Origin of the sequence: Bacillus thuringiensis, assembly GCF_001182785.1 — a bacterium.
GTDB lineage: Bacteria > Bacillota > Bacilli > Bacillales > Bacillaceae_G > Bacillus_A > Bacillus_A thuringiensis_S.
The window spans coordinates 3,541,609-3,567,065 of record NZ_CP012099.1; the positions used below are offsets into that span (position 1 = coordinate 3,541,609).

Below are 25,457 nucleotides of genomic sequence, written 5' to 3' on the forward strand. Positions count from 1 at the left end.
AAAAGAAAGACACTCTTGGCGAGTGTCTTTTAGCGCTTATTTCATTTGTTGCTTGTTCATAGCGCTCATCATTTGATTGATTTTCTTTTGGGAAGGTTTTTGTCCCATTTGCATCATCATCATTTTTAACATTTGTTCGTTAATTGGTGGATTTTTTTGTAAGTAATTCATCATGTATTTGCGGGCAATGAAAAATCCTAACGCCACGCCTGCTACTAGTGCTACTACGCCCACTAGAATACCTAACCAAATTGGCATATATTTTCCTCCTTCATGTTGTCTACCTTACAGTGTACTAAAACCTTTTCAATAAGACAAGATACAATTCGACATTTTTTACACATATGTTCGTACTTGTTTTAGAGGATTCAGCCATCCGTACTTTGTATTTTCATAATCCATAGCTAAAAATGTTAATTCACACTTTCTTAACACCTCAAAGAAAGTCGTTTCCATAGAGACATTTCCAGAGGTATTCATACGAATATAGTGCGGTTTCACCATTATTTCGCCGTACTCCGCTCCCATATAAAGTGTATGTGTATGATGTGTTCTATCATATTTACCAAGAACGCGCAAAGCTTGTTCTAATTTATGATGAATTTTCATTACTTGCAATGGCATCGTTATATACATCATTTGCTTATATAACACTTTTTTCTCCGAAAGGGACCCAGATTCTGAAAATCGAGCAAATAAATCAAAAAACAAATATTCACGACCAAAATAAGCTTTCGCAATATCCTCTTGAATTAAATACAATTCATACGTTTTCATTTTTCCACTCCCAATCTGGACAACCTTTTCTCTTCATTATATATAAGAAAATTTGCAATGATTGTCTGAATGCGGAGAGATAAAAAACTTTTTCTGTCGAAAAAACTCATTTACATAGAAAAACCTCTCCATGCCGGAGAGATTTTTCTGAAATCATTAAAGCATTTCTTTTACTTTACGAACAACGTTCTCTACAGTAAATCCATACTCTTCCATAATCTTCTCACCAGGAGCAGAAGCACCGAATGTATCGATACCTAACACATCTCCTTCAAGACCTACGTAACGGTGCCATCCGAATGTAGCACCCATTTCGATTGCGAAACGTTTTGTTACTGCTTTTGGTAATACAGATTCTTTGTACTCTGCAGTTTGAGCTTCAAAGCGATCCATAGATGGCATGCTGACAACAGATGCGTCAACGCCGTCTACTGCTAATGCTTTTTGAGCTTCAACAGCTAGGCTTACTTCAGATCCAGTTGCAAGTAAGATTACATCAGCCGTTTCTTTCTTGCTTGCAGAAACTACATATGCACCTTTTGCTACTTTTTCATACGTATCATCTTTTGCACCTTCTAATGTTGGAAGGTCTTGACGAGTTAATACTAAAGCAGTTGGTTTGTTTGTAGATTCTAAAGCTAGTCTCCAAGCTGCAACAGATTCGTTACCATCAGCTGGACGGATAACAGAAACGTTTGGCATTGCACGAAGCGCTGCTAATTGCTCGATTGGTTCATGTGTTGGACCATCTTCACCAACAGCGATACTGTCATGTGTGAATACATACGTTACTGGCAATTGCATTAATGCTGCAAGGCGAATTGCTGGACGTAAGTAATCAGAGAATACGAAGAACGTACCACCGTAAGTTTTTAAACCGCCATGTAGTGCAATACCGTTCATTGCTGCACCCATTGCGAACTCACGTACACCGTACCAAATGTTTTTACCGCTGTAATCGTCTCTTGTAAAGTCTTTTTCGTTATTCATGTATGTTTTGTTAGAACCAGCAAGGTCAGCAGATCCACCGAAGAATGATGGTACAGACTCTGCAATTGCATTAATTACAGTACCAGAAGAATTACGAGTTGCTGCTTTTGATCCTAATTCATAAGTTGGTAAGTTTTGCTCCCAACCTTCTGGAAGTTGACCGTTCATTGCTGCTTGGAATTCGTTTGCTAATTCTGGGTATGCTTGTGCATATTCACCTAGCATAGTGTTCCACTCTGCTTGCGTAGTTTCACCAACATCTTGTACTGTTTTACGGAAGTTGTCGTATACCTCTTCTGCTACGTGGAAGTCTTGCTCAGCAGTCCAAGCATATGCTTCTTTCGTTAATTTTGTTTCTTCTACGCCAAGTGGAGAACCATGTGAAGCTGATTTTCCTGATTTGTTTGGAGAACCGAAACCAATTGTCGTTCTTACTTCAATTAGCGTTGGGCGTTTTTCGTCAGCTTTCGCTTCTTCAATTGCTTTCGCGATTGCTTCAATATCGTTTCCATCCTCAACACGGATTACTTGCCATCCGTATGCTTTGTAACGATCTTCTACACTTTCAGAGAATGAACGATTTAAATCGCCATCTAATGAAATATCGTTTGAATCATAAAGCACAACAAGGCGACCTAATTGTAAATGAGCAGCTAATGAAGATGCTTCAGCAGAAACGCCTTCCATTAAATCTCCATCACCACAAATAGCGTATGTATAATGATCTACTACATTATACGCATCACGGTTATATTTAGCAGCTAAATGTCTTTCAGCCATTGCCATACCTACAGCAGTTGCAATACCTTGTCCAAGTGGACCAGTCGTTGCATCTACACCAGCTGTATGACCGTACTCAGGATGTCCTGGAGTTTTGCTTCCCCATTGACGGAAGTTCTTTAAGTCATCCATTGTTACATCATAACCAGATAGGTGAAGTAGGCTGTATAATAACATTGAACCATGACCTGCAGATAATACGAAACGATCACGGTTAAACCACGTTGGGTTATTTGGATTGTGTTTCATAAATTGAGTCCATAATGTATAAGCCATTGGTGCTGCACCCATTGGCATTCCTGGGTGACCAGAGTTTGCTTTTTCAATCGCATCGATGGATAATGTGCGAATCGTGTTGATAGAAAGTTGTTCGATTGAATGTGACATGCTATTCTTCCCTTCGCTTATATTAGTAAACGTTTTATACATTTATATGATAGCTTCCCACGCAAGATTATACAACATGTATCGACAAATATGTTGATATTTTTTTGGTTTTTTATAAAAAAATCAATGTTTCCGGGAATGTATGGGCATTCAATATGACATACTTTTTCATTATTTTTATTTTAAAAAGAAAGAGAATTATCTGTATATTTATACAAACTTCTTTTCTATACTTACTTTTTTCAATATGTTTTTAAAAACACAAAAAAGCATCTAACTTCGATGCTTTTCAAATAAGTTAAACAATCCGTTTCCGAATCGAACTTGAAATCAAATCAATTATAATTACCATTAAAATGATACCTAATAAAATAATCCCAACACGAGACCAATTCCGTGAACTCAGCGCAAAAATTAACGGTGTACCAATCCCTCCTGCTCCAATAACCCCTAAAATCGCAGCGGATCGTACATTAATTTCAAATCTGTATAACGTATACGATAGAAAATCCGGTAACACTTGTGGTAACACTGCATACCAAAGTATTTGAAAACGATTTGCTCCTGTTGCTAGTAACGCTTCCGTCGGTCCTTTATCTATGTTTTCAATTCCTTCTGAATATAGTTTCCCTAACATTCCAATAGAATGTAATCCTAAGGCTAATACTCCTGCAAAAGAGCCTGGACCAACAGCTTTTATAAATAAAAGAGCCATAACTAATTCAGGAAACGTACGAACAAAACTAAGTACAAATTTCCCAGATCCTGAAGTTAATTTTCCACTACTCATATTCGTTGCCGCCCAAAAGGCAAACGGAACAGATAAAAATGCAGAAATAAATGTACCTAATATCGCAATTGCCAACGTATCAATTAATCCATGTAATAAATCTTCACCATCTGGCAAAGATACATACGACCAGTCTGGATTCAATATCCCTGTCATAATTGCTTTCGTGATTTCACCTGCTGTGTCCTTTATCCCTTCTAATGGCACTCCTGAAAAGGCCCATACATATACAACTGTAAGTGCTATTAAAATAATCCAGCGATATATACTCGGTTTCTTCGGTTTTGGAACAATCATCGTCGTTCTATTCATTATAGTTTCTCCCGCAACAACGTACTAATGTAGTCAATTAACAAAACAACAATAAGGGTATAAATAATTATAGAAGCAGTTTGTTGATATTGTAAAAATCCAAGTGTACGATCATAATATAGTCCAATACCACCTGCTCCTACTAAACCTAGGACAGCCGCTGCACGTACATTCACCTCAAATGTATATAGTACATAGGAAACAAAGTGCGCTTTTACTTGTGGAATGACTCCATAAACAATCCATTGCACCTTATTAGCCCCTACAGCTGTCATCGCTTCTAGTGGGCCAGGGTCAATTGATTCAATTGATTCATACAACAATTTCGCTACGAGTCCAATTGAGAAAAAAGTAAGAGCCAAAATACCTGGAAGTGGCCCAATTCCAAAAATTGCTACGAAAATAGCCGCCAATAATAAATCTGGTATCGTTCGTATAAAATTTAAAATCATTCGAGCTGGACTGTATAAAAATGTGTTAGTAAACACATTACTTGCTGCAAACAATGCAAGTGGAATGGCTAAAATCGCTCCTAAAGTCGTCCCAATAATCGCCATACGTATTGTATCTAACATCGCTGTTGTAATAACTTGAAAATAACTCCAATCAGGTGGCACCATTTCTTTCAATAGATCTACCATATTTGGAAAACCGTCTACCAGTTTTGAAAATGATGCATCTACTTGTACACTACTACTCCACAGCATTAAAATAACTAAAATAAACGTTAATATATGTTTCAATTTACTCGGCGGCTTCGGTATTTCATTTGAATATATCGTCACGTCATTCATTTTACTGCCACCTCTAATAATTCGCTTTTCTGAGAAACGTCCCCATAAATTTCAGCAAATTTTTCATCCGTTGCTTCTTCTACTAAACCGTCAAAAACAATTTCTCCTGCATGTAATCCGATAATACGTGTCGCATATTGTCTAGCCAAATCAATAGAATGTAAATTTACAATTGTCGTGATTCCAAAATCTTCATTAATTTTTTTCAAATCATCTAGCACTTGCTTTGTCGTAAGTGGATCTAACGATGCAACAGGCTCATCTGCCAATATGATTTTTGCTTCTTGCGCCAATGCTCTAGCTATCGATACACGTTGCTGTTGTCCTCCTGATAATTCATCAGCACGTGCATATGCTTTTTCTAAAATATTCACTCTTTTTAATGCTTGAAATGCGAGCTCCACATCTTCTTTCGGAAACAAACCTAACGTTGTACGTAATGTGGAATGATAGCCAACACGACCAGCTAATACATTTTTTAATACTGTTGATCGCTTTACAAGGTTAAAACTTTGGAAGATCATACCGATATCTCGGCGCATACGCCTTAATCCTTTTCCTTTTGCAGCAGTAATAGACTCACCTTCAATAAAGATTTCTCCTTCTGTAATCTCATGAAGACGATTTACGGATCTGAGAAGTGTAGATTTTCCAGCTCCGGATAACCCGACCATTACAATAAACTCACCTTTTTGAATCTTTAAATTTATATTATTCAATCCCTTTGTGCCATTCGGATACATTTTGGAAACATTTCGAAACTCTATCACACATCTTACCTACTTTCAATGTATTATCAATAACTAAAAAACGGCAAACTAACTGAAATCTCACACCTTCCAGCTAGCCGCCAGTTCACTATGTATTATTGCGTCTTCACTGTCTTTCCATATTCACGAACAATATCAAATTTACTATCATCAGATTTAATATATCCTTCATGGGAATATACTTCTTTAATGATTTTACGGCCTTCCTCATTTTTTCCAATTTCAATGAAAGCATCTTGTAATTTCTTACTCCACTCTGCATCTAAATCAGAGCGTACAGAAATTGTATCGTTCGGAATTTTCTCAGTAAATTTCACTATTTTCGTTTGATCAAATATATTTGGATAATCTTTTTTTACAATATTACGAGCATCTTGGAATACAACAGCTGCATCTACATCACCATTTAAAAGAGCAATAAGCGACTGATCATGACCTTTTAATGTAACAGGTTTCACATCCTTTAGCGGATCAATTCCCTCTTTTAATAGAACAGCTGCAGGCCATACATACCCTGCTGATGATGTTACATCTTGATAACCAATTTTTTTACCTTTTAAATCTTTTACACTATTTATATTAGAGTCTTTTTTAACAACAAATTCAGATTTATAATAGTCTACTAAATCTTTTGTAGGAGCTCCTGTTTCATCCTCTACTCCAAAACGTTGCGCTTGTAAAATTACATTTGCAGCCTTCTTTTCATGTGCTAATACGTACGCTGTTGGTGGTAAAAACCCTACATCAACTTGTTTAGATGCCATCGCTTCTACAATTGTATTGTAGTTAGTTGAAATACTAACTTTTACCGGAATATTTAATTTATCGCTTAATAGCTTTTCCAATGGTTTTGCCTTTGCCTCTAACGTATCCGCATTTTGAGAAGGAACAAATTGAACATTTAAGGTCTTTGGTACATAACCTTTTTTCGTATCTTCATTTTTACTTGCACTTGACTCTTTCGTCCCGCAGCCACTTAATAATCCCGCTGCTAGTACAACTGTTGTACTCATTGCAAAAACTTTTTTCAACATATTAATGCCTCCATTTTTCTTGTTATATAAATACCTTCCGTAAACATGAAGAAATATATCACATATTTTGATACACAATTGGTTATTTACAGAATCTTTACACATTCTATACATTCACATCAAATTTCACTTCACATATTTGATATGATTAATTGGAAGATAACAATAGAAAAGGTGAGTCATATTGGAACATAATCAAACTGTAACTTTAAACATCTTATTAACAAGCGATATACATGGCACTGTTTATCCCATTCACTACCAAGATAACTCCCCAGCAGAACTTGGTTTAGCTAAAATTTCTACTCTTATAAAAAAAGAACGTTCCCAAAATATAAACGTTCTTTTAATTGATAATGGCGACTTTATTCAAGGAACACCATTTACTTATCATTATGTTACATACGAAAAAAACAAAAAAAACCCAATGTCCTTATTAGCGAATCACTTACAGTATGACGCTGCAATTATCGGCAATCATGAATTTAATTACGGAATGGATATATTAAATAATGCTGTGACTACTGCGAACTTCCCGTACCTATCAGCAAATATTTTAGATAAAAACATAAAAAAACCCTATTTCGGAAAACCTTATATAATCAAACAGATTGAATCCAATATAAAAATTGCTATTTTAGGGGTAACAACACATTACATCCCAAATTGGGAACAGGCCCATCACATTAAAGATTTACTATTTGAAGATGCATTAAAGACTACAAAAAAATGGGTTTCTTATATTCACGAACATGAGAAACCAGATTTATTAGTCGTAGCCTATCACGGTGGATTCGAAAGAGATTTACAAACTGGGGAACCGACTGAAGTGTTAACAGGTGAAAACCAAGGATATGCAATGTGCCATGAAATTGAAGGTATAGACCTTTTACTAACAGGTCATCAACACCGAGAAATTTCTCACACAATGGCTAACGGTATAACAATTTTACAGACCGGATGCAATGGACACTCAGTTGGAAAAGTAAAAGTAACATTCGAAAAAACAAAACATAAATGGGTGAAAAAAGAGAGCTCTTCTGAATTATTATCTGTACAAGGAGTTGAAGCGGACCAAAATGTAATTTCATTGGTAGCCGATTACGAAGAGAAAACACAAAAGTGGCTTGATCAACCTATTGGAATCATTCAGGGAGACATGCAAATTTCAGATGCTATGCAAACTCGTTTGCATGATCATCCTTTTATCGAATTTATAAATAAAATACAGATGGATATAGCTAATGTATCAATTTCTTGTACAAGTTTGTTCCATAATACATCTCCAGGTTTTCCGGAACATGTAACAATGCGTGACATCGTTTCTAATTATATTTATCCAAACACATTAAAAGTAATTAGAATAACTGGAGCAGATATAAAAGATGCTCTTGAACTCTCTGCTTCTTATTTCACATTAAAAACAGATGGGTCCATCATCGTAAGTCCTACCTACATAGAACCAAAGCCACAACATTATAATTACGATATGTGGGAAGGGATTTCATACGTATTAAACATTTCAAAACCAATTGGTGAAAGAGTAGAATCTTTACAGCATAACAGTGTTCCTCTTAATATGAATGAAGAATATGACGTTGTAATGAATAATTATCGTGCAAGTGGCGGTGGAAATTTCTTTATGTTTCAAAACAAACCGGTAGTAAAAGATATACCAACAGATATGTCTGAACTTATCGCTAATTATATATTGGAACATAAAACGATAGAAGCAACAGTTAATAACAACTGGAAAGTTATTAAATAACGATTTTTACAAATAAAAAAAGATGGGCTTCGCCCATCTTTTAATTTAATTTTGCATTATCTTGCTTTTTTAAAGCTTTTAATTTCGTCGGTGTAACATCTGTACCTTCTTCGTTAACAACTTTAATTCCTTTAAGTTCGTTTAACATATTTTGACGAAATCCTTTTAAATATTGTTCACGTAGCGATTGACGCTCACGTTGCTCTTCTTCAGTTAAACCTTCAGCTTTTGCTTTTTTCGCTAAGAAGTTAATGCGTTCAACGAGTTCGTGATTAATCATCTCGAATCCCCCTTCTAATCAAAACTGATTATTATCATACAATAGTTACTCTTCTTTATCAAGCAATTGCTTCGTATACTCTACATATCTACGATGTACAGTCGCCTTTGAAACATTATGACCAAATCCACGTAGTGTTGCTGCAATTTCTTCAAACGTGAGTTCACTTTTTCGCAAACGTACAATTTCCTCAATTGGCACTTCTTTTTTCTCTCTTCCTACACTTAAATGCCGATTTTTTAAATTTTTTTCTGGACGATAGCCTTTTTCTACTGCACGTTGCATACCTCGTTTAATTTTCAAATTATGAATCTTTCTTTGATATTCTTCAACAATACCAATAATATCTAATACCATCGAATCAGAATCCGACAATTGTAATTCACCATTATGTGTATGCGTATATACTTTTATACCTTCTTTATGTAAACAATGCATTAATGCGATTTTCGCATTTCCTCTACCAAGTCGCGTTTCATCTTGTATAAGTAACACATCAATTTGTTCGTCTCGAATTGTATCCAACACCTCTAATATACCGTCACGCTCAATTGTATATCCACTAGCCTGCTCTTCAATCACCTTAGAAACATTCATTTGATAGCGCTCAGCTAAATGCAATAATTCATCTTTTTGACGTAATAATGATGTTTCTTGTGCTTCTTTCGTTGTACTCACACGTGCATAAATAATTGCATTCATTTTGAACCCCTCTTTCTCCCTATTATTTCCCTATAGTGTAACATAAATCAGCCATTTGTTCGAACTTATGTTTGTAGAATGTTTTTTCACATGTTATACTTATTAATAAGAAAAATGAAAGAAAACGAGGTGTTAGAAAACATGGAAAAGTTAACGAAACGCCAGCAAGACATTCTCGACTTTATTAAGCTAAAAGTACAAGAAAAAGGATATCCACCTTCCGTACGTGAAATCGGTCAAGCAGTCGGCCTCGCTTCTAGTTCTACAGTGCACGGACATTTATCACGATTAGAAGAAAAAGGATACATTCGACGCGATCCAACGAAACCACGAGCGATTGAAATTTTAGGCGTAGACCGAATCGATACAGAAACACAATCTGTTATTCAAGTTCCAATTGTCGGAAAAGTTACTGCTGGTTTACCAATTACAGCTGTCGAAAGCGTAGAGGAACATTTCCCACTTCCAGCTAGTATTGTTGCTGGAGCAGACCAAGTGTTCATGTTACGTATTTCTGGAGATAGTATGATTGAAGCTGGTATTTTCGATGGAGATTTAGTTGTTGTTCGCCAACAACAGTCTGCATATAATGGTGAAATTGTAGTCGCTTTAACAGAAGATAACGAAGCAACTGTTAAACGTTTCTATAAAGAAAAAGACCATTTCCGTCTACAACCAGAAAACTCTTCATTAGAACCTATCATTTTAAAACAAGTGTCAGTTATCGGGAAAGTAATTGGCGTATATCGTGATTTACATTAAAAATAACAAAAGAAGATAATTACCTTATTTATATACGGTAATTATCTTCTTTTTTGTATTTTGATAGATTTCCATACATTCTATTTCTTATTAGCGAGTTTCAATCGTCACATCTCCAGCAGCCGTTTTACCGCTAATCTTTTTACTACCATTTCCAATTGTTACGTTATTATTTTCTTCATTAAAAATTGTTACATCTCCGGCAGCACTTTGCCCAGTAATTACCGCATCTTGTGGTTTTTCCGATAAAGTAATATCTATATCTCCCGCAGTTGAACTTGCTTCTAGATTATACTTAGAATCATGATCTTGAATATTTATTTCCCCACTTGTTGTTTTTGCGGTCACTTTCCCTAATACCTTCTTAAAGTTCACCTCACCAGCTTTTGTCGATCCCTCCACATTCTTAGCCGTTACTTGTTTCAACTCTACTTCTCCAGCAAGTGTTCTAACACTTACGCTATCACTTTTCACATCACTCATTTCGATTTGTCCGGCAGATGAATTTACTTTTACATCTTGGTAGGAGCGTTCGGGCACAAGGAGAGTCAATTTAGACGTTTGAAACCTAAAATCGTAAAAAGAAAAATCAAATGAAGCACCTTTTTCTCTTTCCCCAATAATTTTTAATGTGTCACCATCTTCTGCGATACGAATCTCTTGTTTACGTACATCTCCTGATTGCTTGATATAAAAAGAAGAGTCAGGAGATTTTCGGACAATAATATCCCCGGCATCTAACTTAACTTCTATATTTTTTAATGTTTCGTTTTTAATTATATTTTCTTTATCGCCTTTTTCAGCAGTTTGTACTGCTTTTTCATATGTTTGGGAAATTCCTATTACTCCAATAATGATACAAGCGATAGCGATTAAAAATAGTTTTTTCATCATTTACTCTCCTTTTATCATTTTGAAGTTCCATATTACATATCGTACACACAATCTCTTAAACCACTTTGTACTATAAAAAGCGATAATACATAATAATAAACCTACTCCAACAAACGTTATACTAACGAAAAGATCCAACCATATAAAAGTACCCATAAATACTTTTCCAATCACGAAAAATGGTGTTACTACACTAGCAATACCACCAATCCAAAAAGAAAATATAAAAGCAATAATTGCGACTAACGGGCCTAACACAATAATAAAATTAAACAAACTAAGTCCAATCGCTGCCATAACAGCTCTTGTCACATTTGAAGTCGATGGATTTTTTTTCATTTCATCGAAGCGATACATCGCAAGTAATTCTTTTGCGATTACTTTCGGAGAACCAAGGCCCTGTATTATTTCTGATTCAGTTTTCCCCTCTTCTATCCCAAATTGAAAGTGCTCTTCATAATCCGATAAAATATCTTGCCTCTCCTCCTCTGGTAACTTTCTAAGATAACTTGATAATTCTTTAAGAAACCCTTCTTTACTCATCCCATTCCACCCCTTCAATAATTTCTTGTACCCCTTTCGCAAAATCACGCCATTCTGTTACTAACAAATGAAATTGCGTTTCCCCTTGCTCTGTTAATTGATAATATTTACGAGGTGGCCCTTCCGTAGATTCCTTTAAATACGTTTGAAAATACCCTTCTTTCGTCAAACGGCGTAATAAAGGGTATACTGACCCTTCCGATATTAAAAATTTATTAGAAATTTGCTGAACAAGTTCATAACCGTAACTATCTTTACGTTTTACAAGTGCTAATACACAAAGTTCAAGCACACCTTTTTTAAACTGAACGTTCAAGTGCCATCCTCCTTTCCTATCTTAGTACTGTTCAATACACGGTACCTGTTTTATCCATAATATACCACTTAGTATTATTTATTGCAAGGTACTAAGCTATATTTATTCCCTAAATTTAGAAAATGAACTAACGAACCCCTGAATAAGACTGCGTTATAACTAAGCATCATTCAAGGTTTCATTTCATTTACATTAGACTTCATTCACTCTTTCCTCTTGAAGAATCCACCACAACCTTATTCACTATAGCTAATGAGAAAAAAACCCAATACTTATCGGTATTAGGGCTTTTTCTCATTATTATATATTAATCGCATTCCTATTTGAGAACCTGCATACGCGACAAATACTTTAATATCATATTTTATTTCTCATCCCCGTTTCCCAAGATTTTTTGCTTAACATCTGATAAATCCTTCGACAACGAACTAAATGCTTTCGCTTGTTCTTCAATGACCTGTTGATTTTTTTCAATAACTTTTTGATATTGTTCTTCGCGCTGTTCATTCTTTTTTTGCGTAGTAAACAGCATCCATACAAATAAAGCTGCGAATGCTCCTTGTTGAATCATTGAATTGAAGATTTGTTCTTCCATCGTTCTCATCTCCTCCTCACTACTAATTTTGAACTATCTTTATTGTATTGAGATAATTTCGCACTACGCATAATTCGTTGCTTTCTTTTTACAGATTAACTAATTATCGAAATTTAAAATAAATACTATGATATGAACCCTTTTATTAAGTCATTATTCAATAATTCGGTTATCCATTTTAAGCAATTCTCCTCCGATTTCAATTCGCTTCGTTTTCTTCAAATTCAAAGAGATATTCCAAATTATGTTCTGGAAAAAAAGTTTTCTTAATTTCAAAAGCTTCATCATAATAAAAACGAAATTTACCATTTATTTTGTCGCTCACTGTTGCGTGGCGAAGTTTCAGATGCGAAGAAATTTGTGTAATCATAATTCTTTTTCTCGCCATCTCTGCACGCAAATTCGGATACATCGACTCACCACCTATTTTCTGTACGATATTGCGTTCATTTCCATTTAAATATAAACTCAATTTCGTATTTAGTCAACAAAAAAAACATATTTAAATACTCAATTTCGTATACTTTTCTATTTACTAACAAATTCAGTTAGGTTATGATATATACAGAAATACGCAATATCGTATACACTTTAATACGAAAGATGGTGAAAGTAATGAAAAAAGCAGAGGTTGTAACACGCTTAATAAAAGAAGCTGGCTATAGCAAAAGAGCCTTCGCCGAAAAAATAGGTCTCCCCCCCACAACACTGCAATCCATGTTATCAAGAGGGATTGGTAAAGCATCTGTTGATAATGTAATAAAAGTTTGTAAGGGATTAGGAATCACTACTGATGATTTAGAAAAACTCGCAACTCAAGAGGACAATACTGTTAAAGAAGAAGTTTCTATTTATGAAACCATCCAAAACGATCAATCAAATATTATTCATATTCCTATCATTGGTTCTGTAGCAGCTGGTACACCTATATTCGCTGAAGAAAATATCGAAGGCTATTTACCAATGCTAAGTACATTTTTAAACAAGCGTAAAAAGTATTTTTACCTTACTGTAAAAGGCACTAGCATGAATCTCGAATTCCCTGATGGTTCTTATGTTTTAGTAGAGGAAACTCCTTATGTTGAAAACGGACAAATTGCCGTTGTAAAAGTCAACGGTTATGATGCTACCGTGAAAAAGATTTCAAAGTCTGGAAGCATCATTACTTTAATACCATTGAGTAATGATCCTATCCACGAACCAAAAACTTACGATCTTTCAGCTGAAGATGTAAAAATCATTGGTCGCGTTGTACAGGCAGTAAAGAATTATTAAGTTATAGCACAAGTGATTTTTAAAAAAAGATAAAATCACTTCTTTTGAAAAGATTTTCTTAGTAACATGATTTAAGAAACCAAAAACAATTCATTATCTAGTAGTTAATTTATCCAATAACTTCACTAAAAAAAGCCCTGATACCGTAGTATCAAGGCTTTTCATTTCACAAATTATATAAAACTTACGTTTATCTGATAATGTTCTTCTGTGATATCACTACTTGTTATTAATTATTGGCTTTTATGTGGCTGTTTTTCATTTTACAGCCACATTGAAGTGTAATAATAGGGAATTGAAAAACCCTTGATACGAGTTGTATCAAGGGTTCAAGCCTCCTAGTATAGAGACATATATTGATCGCGTTCCCATTGGTGAACTTGTGTTCTAAAGATATCCCACTCAATCTCTTTCGCTTCGATGAAGTGCTCAAGTAAGTGTTCTCCTAGTGCACCACATACTACTTCATTAGACTGTAATGTAACTAATGCTTGCGCTAATGTTGCTGGTAAGTCAACGATACCCGCTTCTTCGCGCTCTTCTTTTGTCATTACATAGATGTTACGATCTACTGCAGCTGGTGGAGTTAATTTGTTTTTAATTCCATCAAGACCTGCAGCTAATAATGTAGCCATTACTAAATATGGGTTTGCAGCCGGGTCAACACTACGTACTTCTACGCGTGTACTAATACCACGAGATGCAGGGATACGTACTAACGGGCTACGGTTTTGTGCAGACCATGCTACGTAACAAGGTGCTTCATATCCAGGTACTAGACGTTTGTATGAGTTTACAGTTGGGTTTGCTATCGCTGTAAATGCTGGTGCATGTTTTAAAATACCTGCGATGAAGTGACGAGCATCATCACTTAGTTGTAAGTCACCGTTTGCATCAAAGAATACGTTCTCACCATTTTTAAATAATGATAAGTTACAGTGCATACCTGAACCGTTCACACCGTATAGTGGTTTTGGCATAAACGTTGCGTGTAAACCATGTTTACGAGCAATTGTTTTTACAACAAGTTTGAATGTTTGAATGTCATCACATGAACGAATTGCATTTGCATATTTAAAGTCAATTTCGTGCTGCCCTGGAGCAACCTCATGGTGAGATGCTTCAATTTCAAATCCCATTTCTTCAAGTTCAAGAACGATATCACGACGACAGTTTTCCCCTAGATCCATCGGCGCAAGGTCGAAGTATCCACCGTTATCGTTTAATTCTAATGTTGGATTTCCTTTTTCATCAACCTTAAATAGGAAGAATTCTGGCTCTGGTCCAAGATTGAAGTCTGAAAATCCTAAATCTTCCATTTCTTTTAACACACGTTTTAAGTTGTTACGTGGGTCTCCATCAAATGGAGTGCCATCTGCATTGTAAATATCACAGATTAGTCGAGCTACTTTACCTTTTTCAGCTGTCCAAGGGAAAATTACCCAAGTGTCTAAATCAGGATATAAATACATATCAGATTCTTCAATACGTACGAAACCTTCAATCGAAGATCCATCAAACATCATTTTGTTATCAAGAGCTTTCGTTAATTGTCTCACTGGAATCTCTACGTTTTTAATTACCCCTAAAAGGTCCGTAAATTGTAAACGGATATACTTTACATTCTCTTCTTTCGCCAAACGGAAAATATCTTCTTTTGTGTATCTAGACATTATAAATTCCTCCTTAGTCCCTCTAATCGCCTTCAGAATCAGTTATCTTTAGTGAAAAAATCTTGAAATGTCACCTTGTCGCAATGAAGTTCGATTGAATCTACCTGTATGTTGTAGTTCATCTCGAAGTATTTTGCGAAGCTCAGTTTTTGAAATTTCTTTCGTTTCTTCTTTTACTTTCACTGCTTCTGTTTGATTTTCTTTCATTAGTAACACTTGTTTAATACCAGCCATATTCAAGCCTTGATCTAACAAATCTTTAATTTCTAACAACTTATCTACATCGTTAAATGAAAATAATCTACGATTCCCCTTCGTACGGGTTGGAGAAACAAGATTATGCTCTTCATAGTAGCGAATTTGACGTGCAGACAATTGTGTTAAATCCATAACAATACCAATAGGAAACAGCGGGGCAGAACGTCTATCTTCTTTCATTTTTCAGTTCCTCCTTCGCCTTAACTGTTTCTCATTTTATACCATGTTATGTTTAGTGTCAATAGATGTTAGCTTTTCTTACATGATTTTTTTATAAATTTTTTCATTCTTTTTTCTAATCTCACAAATCATTACTTTTATACGAAAAAAGCTGCCGAAATCGACAGCTTTCCTTTAAGAAATTGTTAATAAATTCTTTTCAATCAATTCATCAATCGCAGAACAAATCGCAATTTTAACATGCGAATACGTTAAGCCACCTTGAACATACGCAACATATGGCGGTCTAATTGGACCATCAGCAGACAATTCAATACTTGCACCTTGAATAAACGTTCCCGCAGCCATAATCACATCATCTTCATAACCCGGCATATAGTTTGCATACGGAGTAAAATGCGAATTAATTGGAGATGCATATTGAATTGCTTGACAGAAGGCAACCATACGGTCTTTATCATCAAATTGAACAGATTGAATTAAGTCTGTTCTTGGTGCATTCCACGCTGGTGACGTATTCATTCCTAACTTTTCTAAAAAGGCTGCTGTAAAAATCGCACCTTTTAGCGCTTGCCCCGCAACATGTGGCGCTAAGAAGAAACCTTGATACATTTCTTGCAGACTGTATAAAGACGCTCCAGCTTCGGCACCAATTCCCGGAGATGTTAAACGATATGCACACGCTTCAACATACTGTTCTTTGCCGACAATGTAGCCACCAGTTTTTACAATTCCCCCGCCTGGGTTTTTAATAAGCGAACCCGCCATTAAATCCGCACCAACATGACACGGCTCTTGCTCTTCAATAAACTCGCCATAACAGTTATCTACAAACACAACAACATCAGGTTTAATTTCTTTAACAAACGCGATCATCTCTTTAATTTGAGAAATAGTAAACGATGGACGAGTAGCATAACCCTTCGAGCGCTGAATACCGATCATTTTCGTATTACTATGAATCGCTGCTGCAACAGCTTCAAAATCAACAAGCCCAGCTTCAGTTAGTGGAACTGCATTGTAACCAATATTATATTCTTTAAATGAACCTACACCTTTCCCACGCACACCAACGATTTCCTCTAACGTATCATACGGTTTCCCAGTGATATACAATAACTCATCTCCTGGGCGTAAAATACCAAATAACGCTGTAGAGATAGCGTGAGTACCTGAAATAATTTGCGGACGAACAAGTCCAGCTTCCGCCCCAAATACATCAGCATACACTTTTTCTAACGTATCACGGCCAATATCATCATAACCATAACCTGTCGTCGGGATAAAATGCGAGTCACTAATTTTATGTTTACGAAAACTTTCTAATACACGAAACTGATTACTTTCAATTACTTCATCCGCACGTTTATGTACTTCTGTAATCTGACTCTCTACTTCTTTTACGATTGGAGCAATTTTTTCTCCATTTTTCAAACGATCAAACATTTTTATTTTCTCCTTCTTCCACTAAAAATCTCTTTAATTGCACATTAAGCGATGAATGAGTAAAAATATACCCTGCACAATCATATACAAATTTATCTTCCAGAAACTCCATCTTTGCTAATAGCGTTTCCGTCTTTAAAAGCGTTAATAACTTACCTTCACTCGGAGGGATTTCCACTCGATAACGATCCATTTCTTTCTTCATTTTCATTTCTATCGCTTCTTTTATACGCAATAAATCACTTTCTTCAAAAGCACTAGTCATTAAGAAATCACTTTTCGGAAACGGAATAAAGTTTTGATGTAATTCATCTTTTTTATTATATAACGTAATAATAGGAATATGATTAATTTCAAGTTCTGATAATAATCGTTTTACTGTTTTTTCATGCCCTATGTAGTTAGGATCCGCAGAATCAACTACATGTAAAATAACATCTGCTTCCCCCGCTTCTTCCAGTGTTGAACGAAAAGCAGCGATTAATGAAGTGGGTAAATCTTGTATAAAACCAACAGTATCAGTTAGTAATACTGTATAACCAGAAGGTAACGGCATCGTCCTCGTCGTTGGGTCTAGTGTTGCAAACAGAAGGTTTTCTTCAAACGTATTAGCTTCCGTTAATCTATTAAACAGTGTCGATTTCCCTGCATTTGTATACCCTATTAATGAAACTTGAAATACTTTATTATCTTTTCTTCTCTCACGATATCTTTTTCGATGTTCCACAACAACTGCAAGTTGTTTCTTTATTTCATCAATACGCGATCGAATATGACGACGATCCGTCTCAAGTTTCGTCTCACCCGGTCCTCTCGTTCCAATACCACCACCAAGACGCGATAAGGACAACCCTTGCCCCATAAGACGTGGCATTGTATATTGCAACTGAGCTAATTCTACTTGAAGCTTACCTTCCCTCGACTTCGCACGTTGCGCAAAAATATCTAGTATTAGTTGCGTTCGATCAATTACTCTCGCATCTAATACTGAGGATAAATTCCGAATTTGACTCGGCGTTAATTCATTATTAAATACAATAACATCCGGCTCTAATTCTTCAGTTAACATTGTAAGCTCTTCTAATTTCCCTTTACCTATGTAAGTTGCCGGATGAAACTTTGGTCGTTTTTGCGTTGTTGAAACTAACAATTCTGCTCGTGCAGTCTTCGCTAGTGATGCAAGCTCTTTCATGGAATGCATAAATTTTTCATCATCATCTTGTGGCAATTGACAGCCTACTAGTATGACTTTTTCTTTTTCTTCCATCAAATATGTTCACTCATCCTTTTCGAAATTTAAACCTTCTAATATAATAGCAGAGGAAGCACATTTCATCTAGTTAGCGGGGGAGAAAATTCATGGCATGGGAGATTTTTAGCATCATAGGCACAATCGCTTTCGCACTAAGCGGAGCCATTGTTGCAATGGAAGAGGATTATGATATTTTCGGGGTGTATATTTTAGGAATGGCAACCGCATTTGGGGGAGGTGCCCTTCGTAATTTATTAATCGGTTATCCGATTGTCGCGTTTTGGCAACAAGACATGTTATTCCAAATCGCACTTTTATCAATGACTATTATTTTTCTTTTTCCAAATAAATTAATTAGACATTGGAAAAAGTGGGAAAATATCACTGACGCTATCGGCTTATCAGCATTTGCTGTACAAGGAGCATTATATGCTCAAAAATTAAATTTACCAATTAGCGCCACAATCGTAGCAGCTGTTTTAACCGGTATTGGCGGTGGTATCATTCGCGACCTTTTAGCCCGCAGAAAACCTCTCGTTCTTCGAGCTGAAGTATATGCCTTTTGGACGATTTTAGCAGGTTTCTTAATTGGCGCTCAAATTATTGTTAGCGATTGGGCTCTTTACATTTTATTCATTTTAATTGTTTGCTTCCGCATGGTTTCTATTCATTACAAATGGCATTTACCGCACAGACGTATCGAAACGAAAGAACGTTCAATGCATAAATAGCAATCTAACCTCTTTACATATCGTAAAGAGGTTTTTCTTTTCTAACGATTTTTTCTTTATATAATGTTTATACTAATTTTTAAAGTGAGGTGAATACAAATGACAAACCACGTTAATAAAGGAGCTCAAAAAAGCTCAGTAAATCAATTTGGACACGATCCTAATTCAGCACACGAAAAGAGCGCTAAAATGGAACGCTTCCATAAAGCACGCCAAGAAAAAGCAAAAAAAGAGTAAACGAACTTATACACAAAAATCGACGCACAGTTTATGTACTGTGCGTCTCCTCTTCGAGCATTAAATCCATACTCGATATTCCAATTAAATCATTTTTATCATACGCATCTTCTTGTAACAACCGCATCGCCTGTGTACGAATTGATTTTTCAACAATATTCCGTACATACCGCCCATTACTAAACGATGTAATTTGCGACGAATACTTCACCGCATGTAAATGATCCCTAAATTTCCATTCAGCTTCTTTTGATAACTGATATTCACGATCTTCATACATTCTCTTCCCAATTTCCAATAGCTGATTTACCGAGTAATCCGCAAATTCAATAATAAATGGAAAACGAGATTGCAGCCCTGGATTTAATGAAAGAAAGTGATTCATCTCTCTTGAATATCCAGCTAAAATCAATACAAAACCATGTTGTTTATCTTCCATATGTTTTACAAGCGTATCAATTGCTTCTTTCCCAAAGTCCTTCTCTCCTCCTCGAGCTAAAGAATACGCCTCATCAATAAACAAAATACCTCCCATTGCTTTTTTTATTAAATCTCTTGTTTTTTGAGCTGTATGGCCGATGTACTCTCCTACAAGATCAGCACGTTCAGCTTCAACCAAGTGGCCTTTCGATAGAATATTCATCTCAAACAGCAATTTCCCTATCATTCTAGCAACAGTTGTCTTCCCTGTACCCGGATTCCCTTTAAACAGCATATGAAGTACTTGCTTCTCAGACTTCAATCCCTTCTCTTGTCTTTTTTTATTCACATAAATCCAAGCATATATTTCTTTTATTATCTTTTTTATATCATCCATCCCAACAAGCTTCCCCATCTCTTCTTCAATTCTCTGCAGCATTTCATGTTTAATTGTAGTTTCATTTGAAATTACCGTTTTATTTTCTGCGGCTGGCAAAGAAATTTTCTTTCGATGGTTTAACACAATATTAATTTGATTGTTGTTTTTCTTTCGCATCGATTGTTCCATACAATCACCTCATTTTATCCCGCTATTTGCGAGCAGTAAGACTCCCACCTCAACATTCAGCAAACGCTCGGTATTTAAGCGGGAGATAACCACCCGTAAATGCCCGATTGGTTTAACTAATAATCAGCAGGGGATGAACAAAATCCCCACTGATTATAGTTTCACTTTATCCACTCACCAAATATTATTATTCCTGTCCCCTTGTAAATGCCTATTTTCAGAAAAGTTTGCTATAATATAAGAAATAATTAAGGTGGTGGGACTATGGAGACAACGGAATTCCATGATACAATACAAGCCTTTTCTATTTTTTTATTGAATAAAGGCCGAAAACCCTCAACTATTAAACGTTATGTTTATGACGTTGAAGACTTCGGACATTGGTTAGAAAAAAACAAAAAGCTCCCTTCCAGTAATATATGGGCTACACTTTGTACAAAAGACTACGAAGATTACTTTTCCGATTTGAAAACGAATCGACATTACTCAGAAAAAACGATGCATCGTGTATTTACTGTATTAAATAGAATGCATCATTTTCTAAACATTCCCAATCCATTGAAGAATATGGAAATATCTATTCAACCAGACCGTACACTTCGTAACGAAGATTTCATTTCACCTGATGAAGAAAAAAGATTAAAGTATATAGTCACTTCATTAGAAGGACTTTCAGAAAAACAACTTCCTGTGCGCCCTTTATTAATGGATCGCAATATCGCCATTTTAAATCTATTGATCGACTACGGTTTATCCTTACAGGAACTTACAGCATTAACAATGCATCACGTTCACTTTGAAACTAACACATTGTCAATCCCAGCAACCGCAGGTGTAGAAAGAACAATTACATTAGCAAAAGAAGACAAAAAACAACTATATAATTATTACAAAAGTATCCCAGAACCAGTTCGACCTAAGTATCATAGTGACGATTCATTGTTTGTCGCATTTGATTTTAACCGCGGAACATACAGGTGGGTATATGAAAATGATGCACCAAAGGCATTGACGGAAATTGCTATACAAAAAATGATTCGCCTCGAAGTGGCTAGAGCCAATTTACGTAAAGGAATTTCAGGACAACATTTTCGTAACACCTATATTTTAAACTTAATAAAAAAAGAAACTCCTGAATCAGAAATTATAAAACTCGCTGGATTCAAATCAAAAATTTCATTAAAGCGATATTATCAATACGCAGAAAATAGAAAAAACGCCTTATTGTAAGGCGTTTTTTCTATTTTTTCTTTAAACAAACGATTTTACTATGACCATTTAACCAATTTCTGCATCTACTATGATGAGTTTCGTTCACATTTTCATGAGAAAGGAGAGATTTAATGTCTCGTTATAACGACAGTCAAAACAAATTCTCCAAACCATGCTTTCCAAGTAGCGCCGGACGAATCCCAAATACTCCATCAATCCCAATTACTAAAGCTCAACTTAGAACATTTCGTGCGATTATTATTGATTTAACAAAAATAATCCCAAAACTTTTCGCAAATCCATCTCCCCAAAATATTGAAGATCTAATCGATACATTGAACCTACTAAGTAAATTTATTTGTTCACTAGACGCGACTTCCTCCCTGAAAGCACAAGGGTTAGCTATTATTAAAAACTTAATAACTATATTAAGAAATCCAACCTTTGTAGCAAGCGCTGTATTTATTGAGCTTCAAAATCTCATTAACTATTTACTATACATTACAAAATTATTCCGAATTGACCCTTGCACACTTCAAGAGCTTCTTAAATTAATAGCAGCATTACAAACTGCTCTAGTTAATTCTGCTTCGTTCATTCAAGGACCTACCGGACCTACTGGACCAGCAGGCGCTACTGGTGCCACTGGTCCTCGAGGTAGCACTGGCGCTACCGGCGCTACTGGCTCTCAGGGACCTCAAGGTAACACGGGTGCTACTGGACCTCAAGGTGCTCAAGGTAACACGGGTGCTACTGGACCTCAAGGCGTTCAAGGTAACACGGGCGCTACTGGACCTCAAGGCGTTCAAGGTAACACAGGTGCTACCGGCGCTACCGGACCTCAGGGACCTCAAGGTAACACGGGCGCTACTGGACCTCAAGGCGTTCAAGGTAACACAGGTGCTACCGGCGCTACCGGACCTCAAGGGCCTCAAGGCAACACAGGTGCTACTGGACCTCAAGGCGTTCAAGGTAACACAGGTGCTACTGGACCTCAAGGGCCTCAAGGCAACACAGGCGCTACTGGACCTCAAGGCGTTCAAGGTAACACGGGTGCTACCGGCGCTACCGGACCTCAGGGTGCTCAAGGTAACACGGGTGCTACTGGACCTCAAGGCGTTCAAGGTAACACAGGTGCTACCGGCGCTACTGGATCTCAGGGACCTCAAGGTAACACGGGCGCTACTGGACCTCAAGGCGTTCAAGGTAATACTGGTGCCACTGGCATAGGAGTTACTGGACCTACCGGACCTTCTGGTGGGCCTACTGGACCTACTGGACCTCAAGGTGTTCAAGGTAACACGGGTGCTACTGGCGCTACCGGCGCTACCGGACCTCAAGGCGTTCAAGGTAACACGGGTGCTACTGGCGCTACCGGACCTCAGGGACCTCAAGGTAACACGGGTGCTACTGGTGCCACTGGACCTCAAGGTGCTCGAGGTAACACAGGTGCTACCGGCGCTACCGGACCTCAGGGACCTCAAGGTAACACGGGTGCTACTGGTGCCACTGGACCTCAAGGTGTTCAAGGTAACACGGGTGCTACTGGCGCTACCGGCGCTACCGGACCTCAAGGCGTTCAAGGTAACACGGGTGCTACCGGCGCTACCGGACCTCAGGGTACTCAAGGTAACACGGGTGCTACTGGACCTCAAGGCGTTCAAGGTAACACAGGTGCTACCGGCGCTACTGGATCTCAGGGACCTCAAGGTAACACGGGTGCTACTGGTGCCACTGGACCTCAAGGTGTTCAAGGTAACACGGGTGCTACTGGCGCTACCGGCGCTACCGGACCTCAAGGCGTTCAAGGTAACACGGGTGCTACCGGCGCTACCGGACCTCAGGGCGCTCAAGGTAACACGGGTGCTACTGGTGCCACTGGACCTCAAGGTGCTCGAGGTAACACGGGTGCTACTGGTGCTACCGGCGCTACTGGACCTCAGGGACCTCAAGGTAACACAGGTGCTACCGGACCTCAAGGGCCTCAAGGTAACACGGGTGCTACTGGTGCCACTGGACCTCAAGGTAACACGGGTGCTACTGGTGCCACTGGACCTCAAGGTGTTCAAGGTAACACAGGTGCTACTGGACCTCAAGGTGCTCGAGGTAACACGGGTGCTACTGGTGCCACTGGACCTCAAGGTGCTCAAGGTAACACAGGTGCTACTGGACCTCAAGGTGTTCAAGGTAACACGGGTGCTACTGGTGCCACTGGACCTCAAGGTGTTCAAGGTAACACGGGTGCTACTGGTGCCACTGGACCTCAAGGTGTTCAAGGTAACACGGGTGCTACTGGCGCTACCGGACCTCAAGGCGTTCAAGGTAACACGGGTGCTACTGGCGCTACCGGACCTCAAGGCGTTCAAGGTAACACGGGTGCTACTGGCGCTACCGGACCTCAAGGCGTTCAAGGTAACACGGGTGCTACTGGCGCTACCGGACCTCAAGGCGTTCAAGGTAACACGGGTGCTACCGGCACTACTGGTGCCACTGGACCTCAAGGCGTTCAAGGTAACACGGGTGCTACCGGACCTCAAGGTGTTCGAGGTAACACGGGTGCTACGGGTGCTACTGGCGCTACCGGCGCTACTGGACCTCAAGGTGTTCAAGGTAACACAGGTGCTACCGGCGCTACTGGACCTCAGGGTGTCCAAGGTAACACGGGTGCTACCGGACCTCAAGGTGCTCGAGGTAACACGGGTGCTACTGGCGCTACCGGTGCTACTGGACCTCAGGGCGTTCAAGGTAACACAGGTGCTACTGGACCTCAAGGTGTTCAAGGCAACACAGGTGCTACGGGTGCTACTGGACCTCAAGGTGTTCAAGGCAACACAGGTGCTACGGGTGCTACTGGACCTCAGGGTGTTCAAGGCAACACGGGTGCCACTGGACCTCAAGGTGTTCAAGGTAACACAGGTGCTACCGGCGCTACTGGACCTCAGGGTGTTCAAGGTAACACAGGTGCTACCGGCGCTACTGGACCTCAGGGTGTTCAAGGCAACACGGGTGCTACTGGACCTCAGGGACCTCAAGGCAATACTGGTGCTACTGGACCTCAAGGTGCTCAAGGTAACACGGGTGCTACCGGCGCTACTGGACCTCAGGGTGTTCAAGGTAACACAGGTGCTACCGGCGCTACTGGTGCCACTGGACCTCAAGGCATTCAAGGACCAACGGGTGCTACCGGCTCTACTGGTATAGGAGTTACTGGACCTACTGGACCTTCTGGTGGACCTACCGGACCTACTGGGCCAACTGGACCTAGCTTCCCTGTAGCAACAATTGTTGTAACAAACAATATTCAGCAAACAGTACTGCAATTTAATAACTTTATTTTTAGTACTGCAATTAACGTAAACAATATTATCTTCAACGGCACAGATACAGTTACTGTTATCAACGGTGGCATTTATGTAATTAGCGTATCCATTTCTACAACTGCGCCAGGATGCGCTCCACTTGGAGTAGGAATTTCAATTAATGGAGCTGTCGCAACTGATAACTTCTCTTCAAATTTAATAGGCGACTCACTTTCATTTACTACAATTGAAACATTAGCAGCTGGTGCAAGAATTTCTGTCCAATCTACTCTTAATGAGATTACGATCCCTGCGACAGGAAATACTAACATCCGCCTTACTGTATTTAGAATCGCTTAAATTTCACTATATATTGTTTATGACAAATAAAAAAAGAGCGAGAAACTGAAGT

Annotated in this window: 26 protein-coding genes; 7 read left to right on the forward strand and 19 right to left on the reverse strand. The window is 37.9% G+C overall.

Annotated features, from left to right (window positions below; genetic code table 11):
* Positions 1-36 precede the first annotated feature (36 nt).
* From AC241_RS18150 to AC241_RS18180, 7 genes are all read right to left on the reverse strand, one after another.
* Positions 37-258 carry a YneF family protein gene (locus AC241_RS18150; RefSeq protein WP_001123317.1) on the reverse strand — a complete coding sequence of 74 codons (222 nt, stop codon included), beginning with the start codon at positions 256-258 and terminating at the stop codon, positions 37-39.
* A gap of 78 nt (positions 259-336) precedes the next feature.
* Positions 337-777 carry a sporulation inhibitor of replication protein SirA gene (sirA, locus tag AC241_RS18155; protein WP_050844430.1) on the reverse strand — a complete coding sequence of 147 codons (441 nt, stop codon included), beginning with the start codon at positions 775-777 and terminating at the stop codon, positions 337-339.
* A gap of 156 nt (positions 778-933) precedes the next feature.
* Positions 934-2,934, reverse strand: coding sequence for a transketolase (gene tkt / locus AC241_RS18160; protein WP_016080620.1), 2,001 nt, complete (start codon positions 2,932-2,934; stop codon positions 934-936).
* A 298-nt stretch (positions 2,935-3,232) separates the two neighbouring features.
* Positions 3,233-4,036: a phosphonate ABC transporter, permease protein PhnE gene (gene phnE, locus AC241_RS18165; RefSeq protein ID WP_001082388.1), complete on the reverse strand. Its 804-nt coding sequence runs from the start codon at positions 4,034-4,036 to the stop codon at positions 3,233-3,235.
* Complete coding sequence (gene phnE / locus AC241_RS18170; protein ID WP_016080618.1) at positions 4,036-4,830, reverse strand: phosphonate ABC transporter, permease protein PhnE; 795 nt, start codon at positions 4,828-4,830, stop codon at positions 4,036-4,038. Before phnE (AC241_RS18170) ends, phnE (AC241_RS18165) begins: the two co-directional genes overlap by 1 nt.
* Complete coding sequence (gene phnC / locus AC241_RS18175) at positions 4,827-5,600, reverse strand: phosphonate ABC transporter ATP-binding protein (RefSeq protein WP_050844431.1); 774 nt, start codon at positions 5,598-5,600, stop codon at positions 4,827-4,829. Before phnC ends, phnE (AC241_RS18170) begins: the two co-directional genes overlap by 4 nt.
* A gap of 95 nt (positions 5,601-5,695) precedes the next feature.
* Entirely contained in the window at positions 5,696-6,634 is a 939-nt protein-coding gene (locus AC241_RS18180; protein WP_000915063.1) for a phosphate/phosphite/phosphonate ABC transporter substrate-binding protein, read from the reverse strand.
* A 184-nt stretch (positions 6,635-6,818) separates the two neighbouring features.
* On the opposite strand from AC241_RS18180, the gene AC241_RS18185 reads away from it, so the two are divergent.
* Positions 6,819-8,402, forward strand: a complete 1,584-nt coding sequence (locus AC241_RS18185; protein WP_043936454.1) for a bifunctional metallophosphatase/5'-nucleotidase — start codon at positions 6,819-6,821, stop codon at positions 8,400-8,402.
* A 40-nt stretch (positions 8,403-8,442) separates the two neighbouring features.
* Here the strand turns inward: AC241_RS18185 and AC241_RS18190 are convergent, their stop codons facing one another.
* Together AC241_RS18190 and AC241_RS18195 are read right to left on the reverse strand one after the other, a co-directional pair.
* Positions 8,443-8,682 (reverse strand): DUF896 domain-containing protein, encoded by a 240-nt coding sequence (locus tag AC241_RS18190; RefSeq protein ID WP_000607015.1) that lies wholly within the window; start codon positions 8,680-8,682, stop codon positions 8,443-8,445.
* A gap of 45 nt (positions 8,683-8,727) precedes the next feature.
* Positions 8,728-9,384 (reverse strand): YneB family resolvase-like protein, encoded by a 657-nt coding sequence (locus AC241_RS18195; RefSeq protein ID WP_016080615.1) that lies wholly within the window; start codon positions 9,382-9,384, stop codon positions 8,728-8,730.
* 141 nt (positions 9,385-9,525) lie between these two features.
* Between AC241_RS18195 and lexA the strand changes: the two genes are divergently transcribed.
* A complete protein-coding gene (lexA, locus tag AC241_RS18200) occupies positions 9,526-10,146 on the forward strand; it encodes a transcriptional repressor LexA (protein ID WP_016080614.1) in 621 nt (206 codons plus the stop codon).
* A gap of 90 nt (positions 10,147-10,236) precedes the next feature.
* Here lexA and AC241_RS18205 read toward each other — a convergent pair whose 3' ends face one another.
* From AC241_RS18205 to AC241_RS18225, 5 genes are all read right to left on the reverse strand, one after another.
* Positions 10,237-11,040, reverse strand: a complete 804-nt coding sequence (locus tag AC241_RS18205; protein WP_050844432.1) for a DUF4097 family beta strand repeat-containing protein — start codon at positions 11,038-11,040, stop codon at positions 10,237-10,239.
* Positions 11,041-11,583: a DUF1700 domain-containing protein gene (locus tag AC241_RS18210; RefSeq protein WP_016080612.1), complete on the reverse strand. Its 543-nt coding sequence runs from the start codon at positions 11,581-11,583 to the stop codon at positions 11,041-11,043.
* On the reverse strand, positions 11,576-11,899 hold the full coding sequence (locus AC241_RS18215) for a PadR family transcriptional regulator (RefSeq protein ID WP_001102628.1): 324 nt from the start codon (positions 11,897-11,899) through the stop codon (positions 11,576-11,578). Before AC241_RS18215 ends, AC241_RS18210 begins: the two co-directional genes overlap by 8 nt.
* Before the next feature lie 364 nt (positions 11,900-12,263).
* Positions 12,264-12,494: a BhlA/UviB family holin-like peptide gene (locus AC241_RS18220; protein ID WP_000392443.1), complete on the reverse strand. Its 231-nt coding sequence runs from the start codon at positions 12,492-12,494 to the stop codon at positions 12,264-12,266.
* Positions 12,495-12,693: 199 nt separating this feature from the next.
* The gene (locus AC241_RS18225) at positions 12,694-12,906 is read right to left on the reverse strand and encodes a hypothetical protein (protein ID WP_000283430.1); all 213 of its coding nucleotides are present in this window, start codon (positions 12,904-12,906) and stop codon (positions 12,694-12,696) included.
* 203 nt (positions 12,907-13,109) lie between these two features.
* On the opposite strand from AC241_RS18225, the gene AC241_RS18230 reads away from it, so the two are divergent.
* Entirely contained in the window at positions 13,110-13,769 is a 660-nt protein-coding gene (locus AC241_RS18230; protein WP_000708856.1) for a LexA family protein, read from the forward strand.
* A gap of 338 nt (positions 13,770-14,107) precedes the next feature.
* On the opposite strand, the gene glnA is transcribed toward AC241_RS18230, so the two are convergent.
* The 4 genes from glnA to hflX all read right to left on the reverse strand — a co-directional run bounded on the left by glnA (position 14,108) and on the right by hflX (position 18,593).
* A complete protein-coding gene (gene glnA, locus AC241_RS18235) occupies positions 14,108-15,442 on the reverse strand; it encodes a type I glutamate--ammonia ligase (protein ID WP_043936459.1) in 1,335 nt (444 codons plus the stop codon).
* 48 nt (positions 15,443-15,490) lie between these two features.
* Positions 15,491-15,880 (reverse strand): transcriptional repressor GlnR, encoded by a 390-nt coding sequence (glnR, locus tag AC241_RS18240; RefSeq protein ID WP_000656783.1) that lies wholly within the window; start codon positions 15,878-15,880, stop codon positions 15,491-15,493.
* A 174-nt stretch (positions 15,881-16,054) separates the two neighbouring features.
* Positions 16,055-17,326: a methionine gamma-lyase family protein gene (locus tag AC241_RS18245; protein ID WP_016080610.1), complete on the reverse strand. Its 1,272-nt coding sequence runs from the start codon at positions 17,324-17,326 to the stop codon at positions 16,055-16,057.
* Positions 17,319-18,593 carry a GTPase HflX gene (gene hflX / locus AC241_RS18250; protein WP_050844433.1) on the reverse strand — a complete coding sequence of 425 codons (1,275 nt, stop codon included), beginning with the start codon at positions 18,591-18,593 and terminating at the stop codon, positions 17,319-17,321. The genes AC241_RS18245 and hflX overlap by 8 nt, the downstream gene beginning before the upstream one ends.
* A gap of 92 nt (positions 18,594-18,685) precedes the next feature.
* On the opposite strand from hflX, the gene AC241_RS18255 reads away from it, so the two are divergent.
* Together AC241_RS18255 and AC241_RS34850 are read left to right on the forward strand one after the other, a co-directional pair.
* Positions 18,686-19,309, forward strand: a complete 624-nt coding sequence (locus AC241_RS18255) for a trimeric intracellular cation channel family protein (protein ID WP_000312267.1) — start codon at positions 18,686-18,688, stop codon at positions 19,307-19,309.
* A 99-nt stretch (positions 19,310-19,408) separates the two neighbouring features.
* Positions 19,409-19,546, forward strand: coding sequence for a hypothetical protein (locus tag AC241_RS34850; protein WP_016080608.1), 138 nt, complete (start codon positions 19,409-19,411; stop codon positions 19,544-19,546).
* Positions 19,547-19,577: 31 nt separating this feature from the next.
* Here AC241_RS34850 and spoVK read toward each other — a convergent pair whose 3' ends face one another.
* Positions 19,578-20,534: a stage V sporulation protein K gene (gene spoVK, locus AC241_RS18265; protein WP_016080607.1), complete on the reverse strand. Its 957-nt coding sequence runs from the start codon at positions 20,532-20,534 to the stop codon at positions 19,578-19,580.
* A gap of 264 nt (positions 20,535-20,798) precedes the next feature.
* Here spoVK and AC241_RS18270 point away from each other — a divergent pair, with 264 nt between their 5' ends.
* Positions 20,799-21,764: a tyrosine-type recombinase/integrase gene (locus tag AC241_RS18270; protein ID WP_000450330.1), complete on the forward strand. Its 966-nt coding sequence runs from the start codon at positions 20,799-20,801 to the stop codon at positions 21,762-21,764.
* 113 nt (positions 21,765-21,877) lie between these two features.
* A complete protein-coding gene (locus AC241_RS18275) occupies positions 21,878-25,405 on the forward strand; it encodes a Gly-Xaa-Xaa repeat protein (RefSeq protein WP_050844434.1) in 3,528 nt (1,175 codons plus the stop codon).
* Positions 25,406-25,457 lie beyond the last annotated feature (52 nt).

Excerpts from the sequence above, each read along its gene's own strand:
- AC241_RS18150 (WP_001123317.1), bottom strand. The coding sequence starts at position 258 with ATGCCAATTTGGTTAGGTATTCTAGTGGGCGTAGTAGCACTAGTAGCA.
- sirA (WP_050844430.1), bottom strand. The coding sequence starts at position 777 with ATGAAAACGTATGAATTGTATTTAATTCAAGAGGATATTGCGAAAGCT.
- tkt (WP_016080620.1), bottom strand. The coding sequence starts at position 2,934 with ATGTCACATTCAATCGAACAACTTTCTATCAACACGATTCGCACATTA.
- phnE (WP_001082388.1), bottom strand. The coding sequence starts at position 4,036 with ATGAATAGAACGACGATGATTGTTCCAAAACCGAAGAAACCGAGTATA.
- phnE (WP_016080618.1), bottom strand. The coding sequence starts at position 4,830 with ATGAATGACGTGACGATATATTCAAATGAAATACCGAAGCCGCCGAGT.
- AC241_RS18180 (WP_000915063.1), bottom strand. The coding sequence starts at position 6,634 with ATGTTGAAAAAAGTTTTTGCAATGAGTACAACAGTTGTACTAGCAGCG.
- AC241_RS18190 (WP_000607015.1), bottom strand. The coding sequence starts at position 8,682 with ATGATTAATCACGAACTCGTTGAACGCATTAACTTCTTAGCGAAAAAA.
- AC241_RS18195 (WP_016080615.1), bottom strand. The coding sequence starts at position 9,384 with ATGAATGCAATTATTTATGCACGTGTGAGTACAACGAAAGAAGCACAA.
- lexA (WP_016080614.1), top strand. The coding sequence starts at position 9,526 with ATGGAAAAGTTAACGAAACGCCAGCAAGACATTCTCGACTTTATTAAG.
- AC241_RS18205 (WP_050844432.1), bottom strand. The coding sequence starts at position 11,040 with ATGATGAAAAAACTATTTTTAATCGCTATCGCTTGTATCATTATTGGA.
- AC241_RS18210 (WP_016080612.1), bottom strand. The coding sequence starts at position 11,583 with ATGAGTAAAGAAGGGTTTCTTAAAGAATTATCAAGTTATCTTAGAAAG.
- AC241_RS18220 (WP_000392443.1), bottom strand. The coding sequence starts at position 12,494 with ATGGAAGAACAAATCTTCAATTCAATGATTCAACAAGGAGCATTCGCA.
- AC241_RS18225 (WP_000283430.1), bottom strand. The coding sequence starts at position 12,906 with ATGTATCCGAATTTGCGTGCAGAGATGGCGAGAAAAAGAATTATGATT.
- AC241_RS18230 (WP_000708856.1), top strand. The coding sequence starts at position 13,110 with ATGAAAAAAGCAGAGGTTGTAACACGCTTAATAAAAGAAGCTGGCTAT.
- glnA (WP_043936459.1), bottom strand. The coding sequence starts at position 15,442 with ATGTCTAGATACACAAAAGAAGATATTTTCCGTTTGGCGAAAGAAGAG.
- glnR (WP_000656783.1), bottom strand. The coding sequence starts at position 15,880 with ATGAAAGAAGATAGACGTTCTGCCCCGCTGTTTCCTATTGGTATTGTT.
- AC241_RS18245 (WP_016080610.1), bottom strand. The coding sequence starts at position 17,326 with ATGTTTGATCGTTTGAAAAATGGAGAAAAAATTGCTCCAATCGTAAAA.
- hflX (WP_050844433.1), bottom strand. The coding sequence starts at position 18,593 with ATGGAAGAAAAAGAAAAAGTCATACTAGTAGGCTGTCAATTGCCACAA.
- AC241_RS18255 (WP_000312267.1), top strand. The coding sequence starts at position 18,686 with ATGGCATGGGAGATTTTTAGCATCATAGGCACAATCGCTTTCGCACTA.
- AC241_RS34850 (WP_016080608.1), top strand. The coding sequence starts at position 19,409 with ATGACAAACCACGTTAATAAAGGAGCTCAAAAAAGCTCAGTAAATCAA.
- spoVK (WP_016080607.1), bottom strand. The coding sequence starts at position 20,534 with ATGGAACAATCGATGCGAAAGAAAAACAACAATCAAATTAATATTGTG.
- AC241_RS18270 (WP_000450330.1), top strand. The coding sequence starts at position 20,799 with ATGGAGACAACGGAATTCCATGATACAATACAAGCCTTTTCTATTTTT.
- AC241_RS18275 (WP_050844434.1), top strand. The coding sequence starts at position 21,878 with ATGTCTCGTTATAACGACAGTCAAAACAAATTCTCCAAACCATGCTTT.